Source organism: Acinetobacter sp. YH01020 (assembly GCF_013420275.1).
Taxonomy (GTDB): Bacteria; Pseudomonadota; Gammaproteobacteria; order Pseudomonadales; family Moraxellaceae; genus Acinetobacter; species Acinetobacter amyesii.
In genome coordinates this window covers 30,191-48,249 of record NZ_VOYN01000025.1, presented here as the reverse complement: position 1 = coordinate 48,249, position 18,059 = coordinate 30,191, and the positions used below count along the sequence as shown (strand labels likewise).

At 40.2% G+C, this 18,059-nt stretch carries 16 protein-coding genes and 5 tRNA genes; 7 read left to right on the top strand and 14 right to left on the bottom strand.

Annotated elements, in window-relative coordinates; translation table 11 throughout:
- Nucleotides 1–76 precede the first annotated feature (76 nt).
- Nucleotides 77–379, top strand: a complete 303-nt coding sequence (locus tag FTT85_RS10825; protein ID WP_257232146.1) for a YiiX/YebB-like N1pC/P60 family cysteine hydrolase — start codon at nt 77–79, stop codon at nt 377–379.
- Nucleotides 380–445: 66 nt separating this feature from the next.
- Here FTT85_RS10825 and FTT85_RS10820 read toward each other — a convergent pair.
- The 6 genes from FTT85_RS10820 to FTT85_RS10795 form a co-directional block, all read right to left on the bottom strand.
- A tRNA-Glu gene (locus FTT85_RS10820) sits at nt 446–521 on the bottom strand.
- Nucleotides 522–579: 58 nt separating this feature from the next.
- Nucleotides 580–655, bottom strand: a tRNA-Glu gene (locus tag FTT85_RS10815).
- A gap of 24 nt (nt 656–679) precedes the next feature.
- Nucleotides 680–755 (bottom strand) — tRNA-Glu (locus tag FTT85_RS10810).
- A 132-nt stretch (nt 756–887) separates the two neighbouring features.
- Entirely contained in the window at nt 888–1,793 is a 906-nt protein-coding gene (locus FTT85_RS10805) for an alpha/beta fold hydrolase (protein ID WP_111885776.1), read from the bottom strand.
- 112 nt (nt 1,794–1,905) lie between these two features.
- Nucleotides 1,906–3,324, bottom strand: coding sequence for an amino acid permease (locus FTT85_RS10800; RefSeq protein ID WP_078189154.1), 1,419 nt, complete (start codon nt 3,322–3,324; stop codon nt 1,906–1,908).
- A 123-nt stretch (nt 3,325–3,447) separates the two neighbouring features.
- A tRNA-Glu gene (locus FTT85_RS10795) sits at nt 3,448–3,523 on the bottom strand.
- 106 nt (nt 3,524–3,629) lie between these two features.
- On the opposite strand from FTT85_RS10795, the gene FTT85_RS10790 reads away from it, so the two are divergent.
- A complete protein-coding gene (locus FTT85_RS10790; RefSeq protein ID WP_180183532.1) occupies nt 3,630–4,322 on the top strand; it encodes a hypothetical protein in 693 nt (230 codons plus the stop codon).
- A 156-nt stretch (nt 4,323–4,478) separates the two neighbouring features.
- Here FTT85_RS10790 and FTT85_RS10785 read toward each other — a convergent pair whose 3' ends face one another.
- The 3 genes from FTT85_RS10785 to FTT85_RS10775 form a co-directional block, all read right to left on the bottom strand.
- The gene (locus FTT85_RS10785; RefSeq protein WP_180183531.1) at nt 4,479–5,906 is read right to left on the bottom strand and encodes an amino acid permease; all 1,428 of its coding nucleotides are present in this window, start codon (nt 5,904–5,906) and stop codon (nt 4,479–4,481) included.
- A gap of 128 nt (nt 5,907–6,034) precedes the next feature.
- On the bottom strand, nt 6,035–6,187 hold the full coding sequence (locus FTT85_RS10780; protein WP_168379378.1) for a hypothetical protein: 153 nt from the start codon (nt 6,185–6,187) through the stop codon (nt 6,035–6,037).
- Nucleotides 6,188–6,252: 65 nt separating this feature from the next.
- Complete coding sequence (locus FTT85_RS10775) at nt 6,253–6,681, bottom strand: hypothetical protein (RefSeq protein ID WP_180183530.1); 429 nt, start codon at nt 6,679–6,681, stop codon at nt 6,253–6,255.
- Between the two features lie 137 nt (nt 6,682–6,818).
- On the opposite strand from FTT85_RS10775, the gene FTT85_RS10770 reads away from it, so the two are divergent.
- A protein-coding gene (locus FTT85_RS10770) for an IS3-like element ISAba22 family transposase (protein WP_180183529.1) occupies nt 6,819–7,984 on the top strand; the annotation gives its coding sequence in 2 pieces (ribosomal slippage) (nt 6,819–7,077 and nt 7,077–7,984; 1,167 coding nt in all).
- A gap of 29 nt (nt 7,985–8,013) precedes the next feature.
- Here the strand turns inward: FTT85_RS10770 and FTT85_RS10765 are convergent.
- From FTT85_RS10765 to pyrC, 4 genes are all read right to left on the bottom strand, one after another.
- Nucleotides 8,014–8,886 carry a TonB-dependent receptor plug domain-containing protein gene (locus FTT85_RS10765; protein ID WP_180183528.1) on the bottom strand — a complete coding sequence of 291 codons (873 nt, stop codon included), beginning with the start codon at nt 8,884–8,886 and terminating at the stop codon, nt 8,014–8,016.
- Nucleotides 8,887–9,087: 201 nt separating this feature from the next.
- Nucleotides 9,088–9,163 (bottom strand) — tRNA-Glu (locus FTT85_RS10760).
- Nucleotides 9,164–9,183: 20 nt separating this feature from the next.
- The gene (gene rnt / locus FTT85_RS10755) at nt 9,184–9,843 is read right to left on the bottom strand and encodes a ribonuclease T (protein WP_078192915.1); all 660 of its coding nucleotides are present in this window, start codon (nt 9,841–9,843) and stop codon (nt 9,184–9,186) included.
- On the bottom strand, nt 9,828–10,862 hold the full coding sequence (gene pyrC / locus FTT85_RS10750; protein WP_111885770.1) for a dihydroorotase: 1,035 nt from the start codon (nt 10,860–10,862) through the stop codon (nt 9,828–9,830). Before pyrC ends, rnt begins: the two co-directional genes overlap by 16 nt.
- Nucleotides 10,863–11,013: 151 nt before the next feature.
- Between pyrC and FTT85_RS10745 the strand changes: the two genes are divergently transcribed.
- Nucleotides 11,014–12,270 carry a diguanylate cyclase gene (locus FTT85_RS10745; protein WP_180183527.1) on the top strand — a complete coding sequence of 419 codons (1,257 nt, stop codon included), beginning with the start codon at nt 11,014–11,016 and terminating at the stop codon, nt 12,268–12,270.
- Between the two features lie 82 nt (nt 12,271–12,352).
- Here the strand turns inward: FTT85_RS10745 and argG are convergent, their stop codons facing one another.
- Nucleotides 12,353–13,696 carry an argininosuccinate synthase gene (gene argG / locus FTT85_RS10740; protein WP_078189146.1) on the bottom strand — a complete coding sequence of 448 codons (1,344 nt, stop codon included), beginning with the start codon at nt 13,694–13,696 and terminating at the stop codon, nt 12,353–12,355.
- A 618-nt stretch (nt 13,697–14,314) separates the two neighbouring features.
- Between argG and lldP the strand changes: the two genes are divergently transcribed.
- Genes lldP through lldD form a run of 3 tightly spaced genes read left to right on the top strand, consistent with a single transcriptional unit; the run spans nt 14,315 to nt 17,915 of the window.
- Nucleotides 14,315–15,982 (top strand): L-lactate permease, encoded by a 1,668-nt coding sequence (gene lldP, locus FTT85_RS10735; protein WP_171256696.1) that lies wholly within the window; start codon nt 14,315–14,317, stop codon nt 15,980–15,982.
- Between the two features lie 32 nt (nt 15,983–16,014).
- Nucleotides 16,015–16,758, top strand: coding sequence for a transcriptional regulator LldR (lldR, locus tag FTT85_RS10730; RefSeq protein ID WP_180183526.1), 744 nt, complete (start codon nt 16,015–16,017; stop codon nt 16,756–16,758).
- A 2-nt stretch (nt 16,759–16,760) separates the two neighbouring features.
- On the top strand, nt 16,761–17,915 hold the full coding sequence (gene lldD, locus FTT85_RS10725; protein ID WP_180183525.1) for an FMN-dependent L-lactate dehydrogenase LldD: 1,155 nt from the start codon (nt 16,761–16,763) through the stop codon (nt 17,913–17,915).
- The last annotated feature ends 144 nt before the right edge of the window (nt 17,916–18,059 follow it).

The following is an 18,059-nucleotide window of genomic DNA, read 5'->3' as shown; positions in this document are numbered from 1 at the left end:
GGATAATCTTTTTCAGATTCAATCAATAATTGAACCGCTCTTTCTCTGATTTCAGGGGTATATTTTGGTTTTGTCATTGGAACATTCTCTCAAGAAAGTTGGTCTCCGACAAAACCGGTACGGTTCACCCTATGATATTTACTTTGAATGGGATGACCGTGCAATTTACTGTTCTGAAATTGTTTGGAAAGCTTATCAGCATGCTTTAGGAATCGAACTTTCTCCATTACAGCAACTTAAACAATTTGATTTAAAACAAAATGAAGTGCAGCGTCTAATGCGGCAGCGCTATGGTCAAAATATTCTGCTGAATGAGCAGGTGATTGCCCCTAAGGCCATTTATGATTCAAAACTTTTAAAAGAAATATTTAGAAATTAAGGCAATAAAAAAGCCCAAGTCGCAATGCTTGGGCTTTTTAATGAGTGGTTAAAACCAGCTCGAATATGGCGTCCCTACGGGGATTCGAACCCCGGTTACCGCCGTGAAAGGGCGATGTCCTAGGCCTCTAGACGATAGGGACAGTACAGAAAGCAAATTTTAAAACCGTTTATTTCAGTCTAAGTTTTTAGACTAAATAATGGCGTCCCTACGGGGATTCGAACCCCGGTTACCGCCGTGAAAGGGCGATGTCCTAGGCCTCTAGACGATAGGGACTTAATAAAATGTACTTCTGAAAATTGGCGTCCCTACGGGGATTCGAACCCCGGTTACCGCCGTGAAAGGGCGATGTCCTAGGCCTCTAGACGATAGGGACGTTTCAGAGGTGGGCGTATATTAGGGTGAAAATCGGGGGGTGTCAAACGCTTTTCTATAAATAAATTCAGTTTTTGTTGTTGAGTGCATAAAATTAAAACAATTTGCTAAAAATGTTTGAAAAATACATTATTTATGTCGGTTTTTTCAACACTTGTAAGATTGTAGCAATAACTTCTGGATGCGTTAAATATCCAGCAATATCGTGTGGGTGTTCAATCGATGTCTGAATTTGCTGGTTGATAATGGCGGGTTGAAAATCAAATGGTGCCTGACTCAGTGGAAAAGCGCTGAGAAAATCATCATGTGAATAAAAGTTTAACCAATCGCCTGAAATTGCATCAGGTCGCTGTAAAGGCTGAGGTAAGTGGGCTTGGATGACACGAAAAGCCAAAGGTGAGCCCAAGGTGATAAAGCGCTGTATGTTGAGTTCAGGATGTAACAGTAAAAAATGATACGCAATCACGCTACCTAGCGAATGTGCAATCAACAGGGTGGGTTTCGTTTGATGTAATTGCTCATGCAGACGAGTATGAACTGCCTGAATAAAGTGTGGATTGGATAAATAGAGATAAGTTTCGACCAAAAATTTATGCAAAAGTGTGGCATGTAATTTTGGGAAATAATTCATTAAAACTGCAAAATCGCGTAGGGCAAGATCTTTGCCAAGTGCAGTGATCGATTTGAATGATTGGCTTAATCCAATAGCATCATTGAGGGTGATGTCAGGTAGATTATTTTGTACAGCGTGATGCTCAAGTACTTTTGGTGATTTTTCTGGGAGTTCAGTACGATGGATAAACGGAAAATGTGGCCACGTTTGAGGCGTCAAGGTGCTGGCTTGAAGCATATTCTGCAAATGATAACGCGTGAGTAAGTCCCCATAAAAAGGCATGCGCATATGGTGCTGTATATACGATAAAAAAGTCTCTTGATGGCTTTGCTTTAAGCCTTGAGACAATAGTGCAAGCCAATGCTGTTCGAGCGAACGTGCAGTTTGTTGCTGTTGATTCATGCCATGGATAAAGATGATCTGCATATTGCACCTCATCGACGGACCAGTTTTTATTCTACTTTTATTAAAATATAGCCATAAAAAAAGAGCAACCGAAGTTACTCTTTTATCGTGTTTGGTGGTATGACAACGCAGATCAATCTTTGTTGTGATACAAGGTGTAGTAGCTGATATAACACGCCACAATGAAGATCATACAGCAGATAAAGCCAGTTAACATTTCTGGGTCAAATACCATACTAATACAGGTAATAAGACAGAATACAAAACCGAGTATCGGCACGATTGGGAAGAGTGGTGCAGCAAAAGCTAAATCTTTTGCAGTTTTGCCTTCTTTATACCACTGACGACGGAAGTTGAATTGACTTAAACAAATACTCATCCATACCACCACCATGGTAAATGCCGCAACACCTAACAAGTTTTTGAAGATGGTTTCTGGTGCAAATTGCTCAGAAAGTAAGCCTGGCATACCACCGATCATGGTCACAATCACCGCAACATAAGGAATACCACGTGAGTTCACTTTAGAGAACACCGCAGGTAATTGCTTACTATAGGACAATGACCACATCATTCGAGATGCAGCAAATAAACCAGAGTTAGCAGCAGAAAGTAGGGCTGTGATAATCACAAAGCGGATGATGTCTTCTGCATAAGGAATACCAATGTGCTGGAATACCGTTACGAAAGGTGAACTACTTACACCTTCGGCAGATAAGCCAGCTTCTTGATGGGGCAATAATGCAGTAATAACAACAATGGTACCCACAAAGAAAATCAATAAGCGGAAAATCGCCGTGTTAATGGCTTTAGGTACATTTTTCGCTGGATCTTTGGTTTCACCCGCAGCAACACCAATCAGTTCAGTACCTGAGAATGCAAAGTTCACAATCAACATTGTAGCGAAGATTGGGAACAAGCCTTCAGGGAACCAACCTTGTGCAGTGAGGTTGCTAAACAGCGGTGCAGCTTCATAGCCTCGATAGCCTAAAACACCAAAAATGGCCAATAGACCTAAAATAATAAAGGCTACAACGGTAATCACTTTGACTAAAGCTAGCCAAAATTCAGATTCAGCAAACCATTTGGTTGAAATCATATTCAAGCAGAATACAAAAGCACCAAAGATTAAGGTCCACATCCACATAGAGCTGTCTGGGAACCATTCCTGCATTAAAAGTGCAGCAGCGGTAAATTCAGTTCCTAGCGTTACTGACCATGTCAGCCAATACAGCCAAGTGATGGTATAACCCGTACCAGGTCCGATATAGCGTTTAGCATAAGCGCCAAATGAACCAGATTCTGGCATATGTACAGCGAGCTCGCCTAAGCAAAGCATCACCATATAGGCGATAATACCGCCTAAAAAATACGAAATAATGGCACCTACAGGCCCCGTTTGTGCAATGACTTCACCCGAACCAAGAAATAAACCAGTACCGATTGCGCCGCCAAGCGAAATCATCACCAGATGTCGAGTACTCATAGCGCGTTTTAACGGCGCAGAATTGCCCTGATGCGAAGCATCATTCGGAGAATGTGATGACTGCATAGAGAAAAAGGAGAATCAAATAATGAAGCGAGTAATTGTAGAGAAGAATGCAATGATGATGCAATCAATTAATATAAATTATAGATAAATAAACTTTAAGTTTGTCAGAACTGACAGAAGAATTGGCGTCCCTACGGGGATTCGAACCCCGGTTACCGCCGTGAAAGGGCGATGTCCTAGGCCTCTAGACGATAGGGACGTTTTGAGGTGGGTGTATAGTACATAGCCCATCTATATTTGTCAAAATAGAGTTTCATTGTTATATTCTAAATGTATATAAATGAAACAAAAAACAGAATTTTTTAATGAAAAATAATTTTAATGAGTTTATTTCTGGAATTTTATTTGAAATCAATCAATTTAATGTGGGCAAAGTCCATGAAAGATTCTATATAGTTTTATTGAATTATTTGCATTGGTTTGAAGTTTATCCAAATAATTTTTCTTCGTATATCAGTAAATCAGAGTTTGAAAGAATTATTGATGAACTTTTATTTAGGGATTTAGATGGGGAAAGTAGAATTACGTATAATCACCTCAAATCTTTAGATGATTCTCATTATTTTTTAGATATCCAGAGCTTTTTTAAATTATATTTAATCTTAAAGGTTCGAAGATATCAGTTGTCTAGTGATGATGTAGAACTTGAAAAATTAGAAAAAAAATTGGATGTAAGTTTTGAGCCAATGTTGTGGAGTAAAGACAAACAAGATTTATTGGTTATTAATCGTGATTTTCCTGAATTTAAAAAACAGATGAATTCAAGTCGGGTGCTTTTGCCACTTTCATTAATAGTTTTTAACTTTACTTTTGTTGAATTAATATCTAATACAAGTTTGAGAGTATCTATCCAAATATTTCTAGCAATAGTAGCTGCGTGTCTTTTAGCTAATGTTTCTAAAGGGGCAAAATCCGAAAAGGACTCATTAGAGTTGAAAGTATGGGATTATATCTTGGTGTTGAGCGAGGATAAAAACTCATTGACGAAAAGCAGTTGAACTATTTCTTTAAATTATAATTTGTACAGTGGTTTTTGTGGATTAAACTGCTCCCACAAATCATTTTTGAATTTATATGGAAACCCTAATTTTTCTCTCATAGGGAAGAGAAATAGTTTCATAAAAAAAGGTGGCTAATGAGCCACCTTAACTATTTTATTTATCGTGATATAACCAATAATAACCTGCATAACACGCCGCCATAAAGATCAGACAGCCAATAAAGCCTGAAAGCATTTCAGGATCTGCAGCCATACTTAAACCTGTTGCGGTACAGCAGACAAAGCCAAGAATTGGAACCAGCGGGAACCATGGTGTACGGAATTTAAGTTCTGACACGCTATGACCTTGTTTCAGCCATTGGCGACGGAAGTTAAATTGACTCCAGCAAATACTCATCCACACGATCACCATGGTGAAGGCAGCAACCCCCATCAAGTTCTTGAAGATGACATCTGCGCCAAATTGTTCTGACAATAGACCTGGTAAACCACCGATCATAGTGACCAATACAGCAATATAAGGCACACCAGTTTTGCTTAATTTGCCGAAAGCACGTGGTAATTGTTTTTGTGCGGACAGCGCCCACATCATACGTGATGCAGCATATAAACCAGAGTTAGCTGTAGACAGTAAAGCCGTAATAATGACGAAACGAATTAAGTCTTCTGCATAGGGAATGCCCATCAGGTTAAATACGGAAACGAATGGGCTACTACTTAAGCCGCCATGTCCACCAACATTTAAACCTGCATCGGTATAGGTCAACAGGGAACTGATGACGATAATAGTGCCGACAAAGAAAATGATTAAGCGCCATACCGCAGCATGAATGGCTTTAGGCACATTCTTTTCAGGGTTTTCAGTTTCACCTGCAGCGATACCAATCATCTCCGTACCATTAAAGGCAAAGTTCACGATCAATAGCGTTGCAAACAGTGGGAACAAACCATTTGGCAGCCAACCATGTTCAGTCAGATTCTGGAACATTGGAGCTGATTCATAGCCTTGGAAAGGCACGAAACCAAAGATGCAGGCAAAACCAAGGATGATGAAAATCAACACTGTTGCAACTTTCACCATTGATAACCAAAATTCTGACTCTGCGAATGCGCGTGTAGAACTTAGATTAGAAATCAGTACACCAGCAGCAAAGATCAGTGTCCATAACCAAATAGAGGTTTGTGGAAACCATTCCTGCATCAAAATAGCCGCCGCAGTAAATTCTGTACCTAAGGTGGCAGACCAGCCCAACCAGTACATCCAAGACACCATATAACCGGTACCCGGGCCAATATAATTTGTTGCAAAAGCACCAAAAGAGCCAGAAACAGGTAAATGTACGGCAAGTTCACCCAAACAGAGCATGACCATGTAGGCAATTAGACCGCCAATAATATAGGCAAGTACAGCGCCCAAAGGCCCAGCTTGTGAAATAACTTCACCTGAACCCATAAACAAACCAGTACCAATTGCACCACCAAGTGAGAGCATCACAAGGTGTCGAGTCGTCATCGCACGTTTAAGCGATGGACTTTTACCTTCAGCAGACGAGTGTTGCGAAGGTTCAGAGGGAGAATGCATAGTGAAAAGAAAATTGAACGAAAGGTATATTTTATGATTGAATGCAGTGAAATTATTGATAAATCGAATTTTTCTTATAATGTGATAATACTGATCTAAAATTTAAATCTTTAGCACTGACCATTGGATTAATGGTCAGGAGTTTGATACTCAGCTTCAGAAGTTGCAGGTACTTGAGTTTGTTCTGCTACAGGGGCTTTGTTGTCATCACGACTCACAATATACAGATAGAGTGCAGATGGAAATAAGATGGCTAAAACCAAGAGCAACTTTTTAAACATAGGGTGTTCTTACATCAAAATAGATCAAGCTGAAGTATAAACAAAACCAGTCAGGCTGTAATTAATTAAAGTTTACGGTTTTTCTGTTCTAGATTGGACAGGATGACTTGGTAAATGTCGGGGTAGTGTTGTTTAAAGTTCCGTTGTTGCATGATCGTGATGGTTGAAGCATTTGGCTCAACACCCAGTTTTAAAATTTTTTGGGTTAAAGCGAGTTGTGGGGAGCGACCATCAAAATGTGTATTCAGTAAGTTACCATCGGTATATTTTACTGTGAGTCTAATATTAAGTAGATAATCAAAAACATTAGGCAAACCAAAACCGGCAGCTTTGTAGAGTAAATTATATGTTTCTGCACGATAGCCACGGCCGTATGTTTGATGTGCTTTTAATAATCCTAATGCATTATAAAATTCTAATTTGGCAATAATTTCTTGTTCATTAATAGAACCATCGCCATTTTTTAAAATCCTATTGATGGTGTTAAAAGTCACATCGTTTGAGCTGGGTTTGCAATCAGCAGCAATCAGTCGCTTGATATCTTGAAGTGGAAGTATAAGATGTGTGATGTGTGCTGAAAAAACAGGAGGTTTTAACTTGGTAAACTAAACACACTCATCAGGAGTTTACCATGAGCAAGAAACACAAGACTTACACCACAGAATTTAAAGCTGAAGCCATCAAATTAATTGAAGCCAATCAAGGCAATGTCTCGGAAACAGCTAGACAACTTAGCATTTCAATGCAAACTCTTTCAAATTGGAATACCAAAGCAAAGGCTGGAACTTTAGCAGGTACAAAACAGTATTCACCTGATCTAAACGCTCTACTCGAAGAAAATAAAAAACTCAAACAACAGCTCAAAATAGCTGAAATGGAACGTGAATTTTTAAAAAAGGCAGCAGCGTACTTTGCCAAAGAAAGTCAGTAAGGTACGCCTATATGAAACAAAAAAGATATTCTTTTCCAATTACCTTAATGGCTCGATTACTTCATGTTTCAGTTTCATGTTTTTATGATTGGCTCAAGAGAGGCGTGAGCAAAAGAACGATTCAACGAAATCAACAGACGATATTGGTGAAAATAGCCCATGAGGAGACAAGGCAGAGCTATGGTTATATTCGATTAACCAAATACTTACAAGCTCAGGGTATAAAAATGAGTATGTACGCTGTACGTCAGCTAAAAGCGCTGAACCACCTGTATTGTAAGCGACACAAGCGTTTTAAAAGGACTACGAATAGTGACCATAATCGAGCGATCTATGAAAACCTGCTGGAGCAACAATTCTCAATGACTAGACCAAATCAAGCATGGTCAAGTGATATTACGTACATATGGACTGTTGAAGGATGGCTGTATTTAGCAGCGGTAAAAGACCTTTACACGAAGCAAGTGGTTGGCTATAGCTTAAATGAGCGCATGACAACACAGCTTGTTTGTAATGCGCTAAATATGGCTATTCACAATCAAAAACCAACCAAAGAACTGATTGTGCATTCAGACAGAGGAAGTCAATATTGCAGCCATGAATATCGAAATATACTTGAGCAATATGGTTTTCAAGGTTCAATGAGCAAGCGCGGAGACTGTTACGATAATGCACCGATTGAAAGCTTTTGGGGAATACTGAAAAATGAGTTAGTGCATCATTACAACTATCAAACCAGAAAAGAAGCCAAAGCAGATATTATAAAATACATTGAGTTATTTTATAATCATCGAAGAATTCAAAAGGGTTTGGGTTTTAAGACACCAAATCAAATGGCCGAAGACTTTTATAAGTTGGCTGCCTAGAATCTCCCAAGGGAAAGTCTCCTGATAATTCAGCGTATATCAGTGTCCGAAGGTGTGTAAAAAAGGGTAGTCCCTAAGTTGATATTATTACGCTCGCTTTTGACTTTACTGCGATCTTCTAAACCACTCATTACTGGAACGATGGATTCACGTTTAGAGGCATAACTATTGATGCCCCATTGTTCAGAGAGTTTGCTGTATAGATTCAGGCTTAGGCCGTGTTTTTTATATTCTTTATTATTTGATGATGTTGGATCTTCAAACTCTGCAGCTTCTTCTTCATCGGTAAAATGATAACGTGACCAATCACTTTCCGTGTAGTCGTAAGTAACGGAGCCGTGGATTTTGCCAATTTCAGTATTTGGTGCACAAGTTTCAGCATTAACTACACCACCTGTAAATTCGCCGTATGCTGCAGAAACATTACTATCGATCAATTCTAATTTACAAATTAAATCGGTATTTAGGGCAATCCCTTGTGAGCCACCATCAAGCTTGCCTGAATAGGAGTTGCCGCTTGCCAGAGGGTCAAGGTTATTGGTGGTATTGACGCCGTTAATTACAAATTTATTTCGGTAAGATTGCGCGCCATTAATAGAAATCTCGGATGGTCGTAGCTCAGCCTGTGAATCTGCAGAACGTTGTTCACGGCTAAACTGCACATTTGGATTAACTTTTAAAAAGTCTGTGATATTTTTTGAGCTATTCGGCGTTTTTTCTAAATCTTCTTTGGTGTAGACGGTTTTACCTACTTCTTGCTTGGCTTTGACTTCAACCTCAATAGGTGTCATCGACACCGTATTGGTTTTGATTTCTTCGGAGATCTTGCTTTCATTTGCATACGTTTGAGATGCTAAAGCAGTCAAAATTGCGATATTAAGGGGAGAATAGGCAAAGCGCATGGCTGTCAACAATTATGCAGATAAAAACGATAGCGATTATCATTAACTTTACAAGAATAATCAATAGAAATGAGAATTATTTGCAATAAGTGATTTTTTAATACACAACAAATTCAATGAAAATTTTGAATAATCAGGAGAGATGGTGATGTGTATTCAATAGACTTGAATATTCAGCTTGGAGAAAGTCTGAATAAGAATTGGCGTCCCTACGGGGATTCGAACCCCGGTTACCGCCGTGAAAGGGCGATGTCCTAGGCCTCTAGACGATAGGGACGTTTAGAAGATGGCGGTATCTTATTGATCCGCCATCATAGTGTCAAGTAGGTGAGGGCCGAGTTTGTTCAAAATATAGCAGAACAGTTCAGCGGTCTTCTGAGTATCGTAAAGTGCAGAGTGTGCTTCTTTACCATCAAACTCAATACCTGCTTGAATACATGATTTTGCCAGCACAGTTTGTCCAAACATTACAGCGCTCAAAGTCACTGTATCGAATACGGAAAAACTATGGAAAGGATTTTGATTTTTTGTCCCTGTACGTGCAATAGCTGCCTGTACAAACCCTAAATCAAAATGGGCATTGTGACCAACTAAAACAGCATGAGTGCAGTTTTGTTGACGACGTACTTCATTCACTGACTTAAAAATACGTTTTAATGCTGATTTTTCATCTTCAGCCATGGCCATACGCATCGGATTAAATGGATCTACACCAATAAAATCCAGTGAACGACGGTCAAGGTTGGCACCTTCAAATGGATTGATATGTGCATGGTGGGCTTCACCCGGTACAAAATTACCTTCTGCATCATACACAATAGGAATAGCTGCAATTTCCAGTAAGGCATCGGTCTGTGAATTAAAACCTGCTGTTTCGACATCGACAACAACAGGTAGGAATCCACGGAAACGTTGACCAATGACTGGTCGAGTTTCATCTGTCACACTTTTCTCCATTGGATGGTCTTACCCGCATACAACGGAATAATTTTTTCGCCATCCAAATAGTCTAAACTTTCAGGGATCACTTGATCTTCTTTTACCAAAGTAATGGTATTGGTATTTCGAGGGAGTCCGTAGAAGTCTGCACCAAAGTGGCTTGCAAAACCTTCTAAACGGTCGATTTTACCGACTTGATCAAATGCTTGAGCGTATAGCTCAATTGCTGTTGGTGCACTATAACATCCTGCACAGCCACATGCATTTTCTTTAGCATTTTTTGAGTGCGGCGCACTGTCTGTACCTAAGAAAAATTTAGGGTTCGCACTGGTCGCGACTTCAAGCAAAGTTTGCTGATGGGTTTGACGTTTTAATATCGGTAGGCAATAGAAATGCGGTTTAATGCCACCCACCAACATATCATTACGGTTAAACAATAAATGTTGCGGTGTGATTGTCGCAGCGACATTACGGTCTTGTTCTAATACAAAATGCGCAGCTTCACTTGTGGTGATGTGTTCTAGCACCAATTTTAATTTAGGGAACTGTTTTAACAGTGGAGAAAGTACTTCATCAAGGAAACGTTTTTCACGGTCAAAAATATCGACATGGTTATGCGTCACTTCACCATGTAAGAGTAATGGCACTTGGTGTTCTTCGAGTTGCTCAATCACACCATATACTTTACTAATATCGCTGACACCACTGTCCGAGTTCGTGGTTGCACCTGCTGGATAGAGCTTAATGGCATTAACATGCTCAGATTCTTTAATTTTTTTAACTTCACTTGCAGGTGTGTTGTCTGTGAAATAGAGCACCATGCGCGGGTCAAAGTGAACGCCTTCAGGAACATGTGCCATGATACGTTCACGGTATGCATTTGCTTCTTCAACGGTTTTTACCGGTGGTACGGTGTTTGGCATACAAATCGCGCGAGAGAATTGTTGTGCTAAATCAGGAACTGTACGCTTTAGGGCTAGACCGTCACGTAAATGTGCATGCCAATCATCTGGCTGAAGAAGAGTAATCGTATTCACAGCGATTCCAAGCTTGGAAATAAAACAAATGATAATGCAAATAATGTGAAAATGGTAACGAGATTTCTGTACAAATGACTGAACAGATATAAATAAAGAATAAAACTGTGGTATTTTTAAATGACTAAAAGAATTAGATAAATGCTTGGAAATGGAATACAAGTATAACCTTGCAAAGTTGCAATACGATAAAGAAAAAATAGAGGAACTGATTACACGGCAAACTCGTCGTGTAGGGGAAATGTTTCCTAAAAAACTGGAAACCCAATTTTGGACTTTAAACCTCGATCGTGCGCAAACCAACATACGTCATTTTTTCTGGATGGGGGTGTTGATCTACTTTGTGCTCACCATGCTGATCATTCCCGGAGATTATTGGATAATTAATCAGCAGCATTTTGTGCATGATTTTATTCATTGTTTGCTTGGACAGCTCAATGGTGCGCTGTGTCTTCTGACTTTATATGCCTTTGCTCGTTACGACCGTCTGAAGCCTTATTTTTCACATGCCAGTATGTTTGTAGTGTTTTGGGCTGTTATTTCAATGTCTTGGCTCACCATGACCGTGTATACCGAAGCACTTAAACATCAGGCCATGATGATCCTTTGTATGATTTACATCTTGAGCTATATTTTGACGGGGGTTAAACCAGTCCAAATGTTGATGTCTGGATTGTTGGCTGCTGTGGTCACCATGTTGATGCTTTTTTCATTAGAAGTGAAATTTGATATGATGGTGTTGGGGCGTGTACTGATTGGAAGCTGTGTATTGGGTTTTGCAATCAGTAAGATGCTCTGTGCGCGTGAAAGGATGATTTTTTTGAATATGCTGCGCGCGGATATTAGTGAAAAAATCCATCGTATTCATACCACAGAGCTTTTACATTTAAGTCAGCATGATGAATTAACTAAGATTTCCAACCGACGTACTTTTGATGAAATGCTCGATACCTTTTATGAGCAATCTCGACGTAATAACACCTCGCTTGCTGTGCTATTTATCGATGTTGATCATTTTAAAAACTATAACGATTTCTACGGTCATCAAAAAGGCGATGATGTAATTTCAACCATTGCCAAAACCATTAAAAATGCCATTCGACATATGGATTTTGTAGCGCGATATGGTGGTGAAGAATTTGTGGTTTTATTGCCTGAAACCGATGCGCATGGTGCTTATGCGGTAGCGTCAAATATTTATAAAGCAATCGATCGTTTAGAAATTCCACATGCCAAATCACAGGTTTCAAATCACGTCACTATTAGTTTGGGTATTACGGTATATCGTGCTGAAAATATGACGAAGGATGAACTGTTAAATATTGCCGATCAGGCGTTGTATCGTGCGAAACAATTAGGCCGGAATCAAATTTACTATCAGTCGATTCGTTCAGCACATGTGGCTTAATGTTTAATAAAATTGAGAACTTCTCTGAAATCGGCAATAAAAAACCGCGCAAAATGCGCGGTTTTTTATGACTCAACAAATCTTATTTGTTTTTGTCTTTTAATTGAGGCACTGCAGAACCTGTACCTACTGCAAGTAAGCCAGAGTTTGTGTAGATACCTAATTTAGCGCGAGTATCTGTGATATCCAAGTTACGCATAGTCAATTGACCGATACGGTCAGCAGGACTAAACATAGAGTCACCTTTCTCCATAGTTAAACGTTCAGCTTCATAAGTGAGGTTAGGAGATTCAGTGTTTAGAATAGTGTAGTCATTACCACGACGAAGTTCTAAAGTCACAGTACCAGTGATTGCTTTAGCAACCCAACGCTGCGCAGTTTCACGAAGCATTAATGATTGAGAATCGAACCAACGACCTTGGTAAAGAAGACGACCTAAACGCAGACCGTTAATACGGTATTGTTCGATGGTGTCTTCGTTATGAATACCAGTCACTAAACGTTCATAAGCAATATGAAGAAGTGCCATACCTGGAGCTTCGTAGATACCACGAGATTTTGCTTCAATGATACGGTTTTCGATTTGGTCAGACATACCTAGACCATGACGACCACCGATACGGTTAGCTTCAAGAATGAACTCAACTGGGTTTTCGATGCGTTTGCCATTTAATGCAACAGGGAAGCCTTCTTCGAAAGTTACAGAAACTTCTTCAGCTTTTACTTCTACGTCATCTTTCCAGAACGCAACGCCCATGATTGGGTCTACGATTTTGATACCCGCATTAAGGTATTCAAGATCTTTTGCTTCGTGAGTCGCACCTAACATGTTTGAGTCAGTTGAGTACGCTTTCTCTTTTGACATTTTGTAGTCAAAACCATTGTCGATCAGGAACTGTGACATTTCTGCACGGCCGCCTAGCTCGTCAATGAAAGTTTGGTCTAACCAAGGTTTGTAAATTTTTAGCGATGGGTTAGTCAACAGACCATAACGATAGAAACGTTCAATGTCGTTACCTTTATAAGTCGAACCGTCACCCCAGATGTTTACGTCATCTTCTTTCATTGCGGTTACAAGCATCGTACCTGTAACTGCACGACCAAGAGGAGTCGTGTTGAAATAAGGCATACCACCAGTTGAAATGTGGAAAGCGCCACATTGAATAGCCGCAATACCTTCTAAAGCAAGTTGTAAACGACAATCAACTAAGCGAGCTTTAACTGCGCCATACGCTTCCGCTTTTTTTGGAATCGCATCGTAGTCGTCTTCATCAGGTTGACCTAAGTTTGCTGTGTAAGCATAAGGTTCTGCACCTTTTTGTTTCATCCACAAAAGCGCAGCTGAAGTATCTAGACCACCAGAGAAGGCAATACCAACTTTTTTGCCAACTGGGACATTCTGCAAGATAGTTGCATTATCAGTCATTGTTAATCCTAACGATATAAATATAGGCACCGAGAATGGGTGGCCTGAAAGAATACATATATGTGCGCGATTGTAGCACTTTTCTGCAGGGTTTTTCTAAAAAATCATGAGATACAAGCGATGAGGTGGAAAAAAATGATCGTTGAAATCTATTGTTGAATACTTTATCTAGTTTTTGCAGGCGGAAAATGCATTTTCTGAAAGAAATAGGATGCAAATATAAAGAAATCTATTTGATTTAAATAAATGGTCATACCAATATGGTGTTGATTTGGTTTTTATACTTCCCATTGAAATGAGACTGAGGTCAAACAAAGCTTGGTTATTAGACTAAAGTATATTTTATAAAATCTATTCATAAATAATAAATATAAAACAGATGTTTAAAAGTTGATATGTAAGTTTTTAAAAGGGAAAATAATGTTTTTGTATTATTTATTGGTCATACCAAAAACAAGAAAAGCTTGAATGATTGAGTTGAATTAATTAAAAATTGCGGAGTATTTCAGCAACAGTATGAGTATTTATGTCTTTGATTTTTATATTGGTCATACCAGTGTATAAAGACCACATGCTGATATTGCTCAATAATTAAATCTTAGTAAGCATTTCAAGGAGATGACAATGCTTCAATGGCAGCAAATATATGACCCAATGGGGAATATATGGATATCAAGTTTAATTGCGCTCATTCCGATTATCTTTTTTTTCTTGGCGCTTGCTGTATTTCGTTTAAAAGGCAGTGTGGCAGGTACGATCACCGTTGTACTGGCACTTTTGGTGTCTTTATTTGCCTATGACATGCCTGCGCTCATGGCATTGGCTTCGATGGTCTACGGTTTCTTCTACGGTTTATGGCCGATTGCATGGATCATTATTGGTGCGGTGTTCCTGTATAAAATTTCTGTCAAAACAGGGCAGTTTGACATTATCCGTTCTTCGATTCTTTCCATTACTGAAGATCAACGATTACAGATGCTGTTAGTTGGCTTTGCTTTCGGTACTTTCCTAGAAGGTGCGGCGGGCTTTGGTGCCCCTGTGGCGATTACTGCAGCACTATTGGTAGGTTTAGGCTTTAAGCCTTTATATGCGGCAGGTCTTTGTCTGATCGTAAATACAGCGCCAGTAGCTTTCGGTGCGATGGGTATTCCAATTATCGTTGCTGGACAAGTGTCTGGTGTTGATACGATGGAAATCAGTCAGATGGTTGGTCGACAGCTGCCATTTATGGTGCCGATTGTACTGTTTTGGATTATGGCGATTATGGATGGCTGGCGCGGTGTGAAGGAAACTTGGCCTGCGGTTGTGGTTGGGGCGAGTAGCTTTGCGATTGCACAGTACCTAACCTCGAACTTTGTCGGTCCTGAATTACCAGATATTACCGCGGCGATTGCCTCTTTAGTGTCATTAACGATTTTATTTAAATATTGGCAGCCTAAACATATTTTCCGCTTTGCAGATCAAGATGCGACGATGAGTGAAGATGTTGCTGCACAAAAACAGCAAAAATATAGCTTGGGTCAAATTGCAAAAGCGTGGTCGCCATTTGCGATCTTAACGGTGATGGTCACGATCTGGAGTATTAAACCGTTTAAAGATTTATTTACTAAAGACGGTGCCTTACATGATTTAGTTATTTCGATCAAAGTGCCATTTTTACATCAATTGGTTCAAAAGATGCCGCCAGTCGTACCTGAAATGAAGGACTACGATGCTATCTATAAATTTGATTGGTTTTCGGCAACAGGTACAGCAATTGTTATCGCTGCGATCATTACCATTATTTTCTTAAAAATGAAGCCGAAAGACGCGATTGTGACCTTTGGTGAAACCATTAATGAATTAAAAATTCCAATTTATTCAATTGGGATGGTCTTGGCTTTTGCATTTATCGCCAATTATTCAGGGATGTCAGCAACATTGGCATTAGCACTTGCACATACAGGTCAAGCCTTTACCTTCTTCTCACCATTTTTAGGATGGCTTGGTGTCTTCCTTACGGGTTCAGATACGTCAGCCAATGCGCTATTTGCTGCATTACAGGCAACCACTGCACAGCAAATCGGTGTACCAGAAGTATTACTCGTTGCTGCCAATACCAGTGGTGGTGTGACAGGAAAAATGATTTCACCCCAGTCCATTGCAATTGCATGTGCGGCAGTTGGCTTGGTAGGTAAAGAGTCTGATTTATTCCGTTTTACCGTAAAACACAGTATAACGTTCACAATCATGATGGGGATTTTAATCACCCTACAAGCTTATGTGTTCCCTTGGATGATTCCATAACACGCATTGTGTAACAACGTTAAGGAAAGCAGATGAAAGTCTCTGATAAAACTGTTCAAAGTCTTCGCGTATTGATTGAACAAAGCAATATGCAAGTTGGAGATCGTCTGCCTGCAGAACGGAAACTGTGTGAACAACTTGGCGTCTCACGCACTTCTTTACGCGAAGCGATTTCTCAATTGACCAGCATGGGCGTGTTGGTCAGTAAAGTCGGTGCGGGGACGTTTTTAAAGCAATTACCAGCGACTTGGTCGAGTTATCAAATTGTGCAGCCCATCAGCAGTTTGATTAGTGAAGACCCTGCCTACCGGTTTGATGTGCAAGAGGCGCGCATTATTTTGGAAGGTGGTACTGCATGGTATGCGGCACAACGTGCTACAGCAGAGGACTTGGCACATATCCGACATTATTATGATCAGATCAATCATTTTCAGGCTTTAGGCAATGACGATGAAGCAGCGCGTGCAGATGCCAAATTTCATTTGGCGATTGCTGAAGCATCACATAATTTAGTGTTGATTCAGATGATGCGTGGTCTATTTGATCTGTTGCAATTTAATGTCGTTTTAGGTCGTCGAAAAGTTTATAGCGAAGCACACCGATTTGATCAATTGCATGATCAGCATTTTCAAGTCATGAATGCAATTGAACGTCGTGATCCTGAAGCTGCACGTAGAGCAGTCTGTGGACACATTGAGTTTGTAGTACAACAGGTGCGTATGATTGATGAAGAAGAAGCTCGTCGTCAGCGTGCCAGTCGATTAAACAGGATATAAGCATGATTATTTCTTCTGCCAATGACTACCGTGAAGCGGCACGACGTCGTTTACCGCCATTTTTATTCCATTACATCGATGGTGGTGCGTATGCAGAATATACCCTGAAGCGTAATGTAGAAGATCTATCAAAAATTGCTTTGCGCCAGCGTGTACTGAACGACATGTCACAGTTAAGTTTAGAGACCAAACTGTTTGATGAGACTTTGTCGATGCCAGTTGCATTATCGCCTGTGGGTTTAACAGGCATGTATGCACGCCGCGGCGAAGTTCAAGCTGCGGTCGCTGCAGATAAAAAGGGTATTCCATTTACACTGTCTACCGTTTCAGTATGTCCAATTGAAGAAGTGGCACCTGCGATTCAACGTCCAATGTGGTTCCAGCTCTATGTACTACGTGACCGTGGTTTCATGAAAAATGCTTTGGAGCGTGCTAAAGCGGCAGGCTGTTCAACCTTGGTGTTTACTGTGGATATGCCTGTTCCGGGCGCGCGTTACCGTGATGCCCACTCGGGTATGAGTGGCCCAAATGCAGCAATGCGCCGTTATATGCAGTCATGTTTCCACCCACATTGGGCGTGGAATGTCGGCATGATGGGACGTCCGCATGACTTGGGCAATATTTCCAAATACTTAGGTAAGCCTACAGGTCTAGAAGATTATATTGGTTGGTTAGGTTCTAACTTCGATCCGTCTATTTCGTGGAAAGACCTTGAGTGGATTCGTGAGTTTTGGGATGGGCCAATGGTCATTAAAGGAATTCTGGACCCTGAAGACGCCAAAGATGCAGTGCGTTTCGGTGCAGATGGGATTGTGGTTTCAAACCATGGTGGTCGTCAGTTGGATGGTGTTTTATCTTCTGCACGTGCGCTTCCACCAATTGCAGATGCAGTCAAGGGTGATATTAAAATCCTCGCAGATTCAGGTGTTCGTAATGGTCTAGATGTTGTGCGTATGCTGGCATTGGGTGCGGACACGTGTATGCTCGGTCGTGCCTTTGTTTATGCACTCGGTGCAGCAGGCGGTGAAGGTGTTTCAAATCTTTTAGAATTGATTGATAAAGAAATGCGTGTGGCAATGACTTTAACAGGTGCAAAAACCATTGCTGATATTACATCTGACTGTTTAGTGAAGTTAGAACGAGAGTTGGCTGAGTAAGTTTTTAATAATTTCTATTGTATGAAAATGGATAGTGTGAAGTTGTTTTAATTCACAATGTAAATCTCCCCTAACCCCTCTTTATAAAAGAGGGGAATGTTGCAAATTAATTGATTGTAAAATTTGCAATACTCTCCCTTTGTA

What these genes read in the sequence shown, in the direction of transcription:
- FTT85_RS10805 (WP_111885776.1), bottom strand. Translation starts at nt 1,793, where the DNA reads ATGCAGATCATCTTTATCCATGGCATGAATCAACAGCAACAAACTGCA.
- FTT85_RS10800 (WP_078189154.1), bottom strand. Translation starts at nt 3,324, where the DNA reads ATGCAGTCATCACATTCTCCGAATGATGCTTCGCATCAGGGCAATTCT.
- FTT85_RS10790 (WP_180183532.1), top strand. Translation starts at nt 3,630, where the DNA reads ATGAAAAATAATTTTAATGAGTTTATTTCTGGAATTTTATTTGAAATC.
- FTT85_RS10785 (WP_180183531.1), bottom strand. Translation starts at nt 5,906, where the DNA reads ATGCATTCTCCCTCTGAACCTTCGCAACACTCGTCTGCTGAAGGTAAA.
- FTT85_RS10780 (WP_168379378.1), bottom strand. Translation starts at nt 6,187, where the DNA reads ATGTTTAAAAAGTTGCTCTTGGTTTTAGCCATCTTATTTCCATCTGCA.
- FTT85_RS10765 (WP_180183528.1), bottom strand. Translation starts at nt 8,886, where the DNA reads ATGCGCTTTGCCTATTCTCCCCTTAATATCGCAATTTTGACTGCTTTA.
- rnt (WP_078192915.1), bottom strand. Translation starts at nt 9,843, where the DNA reads ATGGAGAAAAGTGTGACAGATGAAACTCGACCAGTCATTGGTCAACGT.
- FTT85_RS10745 (WP_180183527.1), top strand. Translation starts at nt 11,014, where the DNA reads ATGGAATACAAGTATAACCTTGCAAAGTTGCAATACGATAAAGAAAAA.
- argG (WP_078189146.1), bottom strand. Translation starts at nt 13,696, where the DNA reads ATGACTGATAATGCAACTATCTTGCAGAATGTCCCAGTTGGCAAAAAA.
- lldP (WP_171256696.1), top strand. Translation starts at nt 14,315, where the DNA reads ATGACAATGCTTCAATGGCAGCAAATATATGACCCAATGGGGAATATA.
- lldR (WP_180183526.1), top strand. Translation starts at nt 16,015, where the DNA reads ATGAAAGTCTCTGATAAAACTGTTCAAAGTCTTCGCGTATTGATTGAA.
- lldD (WP_180183525.1), top strand. Translation starts at nt 16,761, where the DNA reads ATGATTATTTCTTCTGCCAATGACTACCGTGAAGCGGCACGACGTCGT.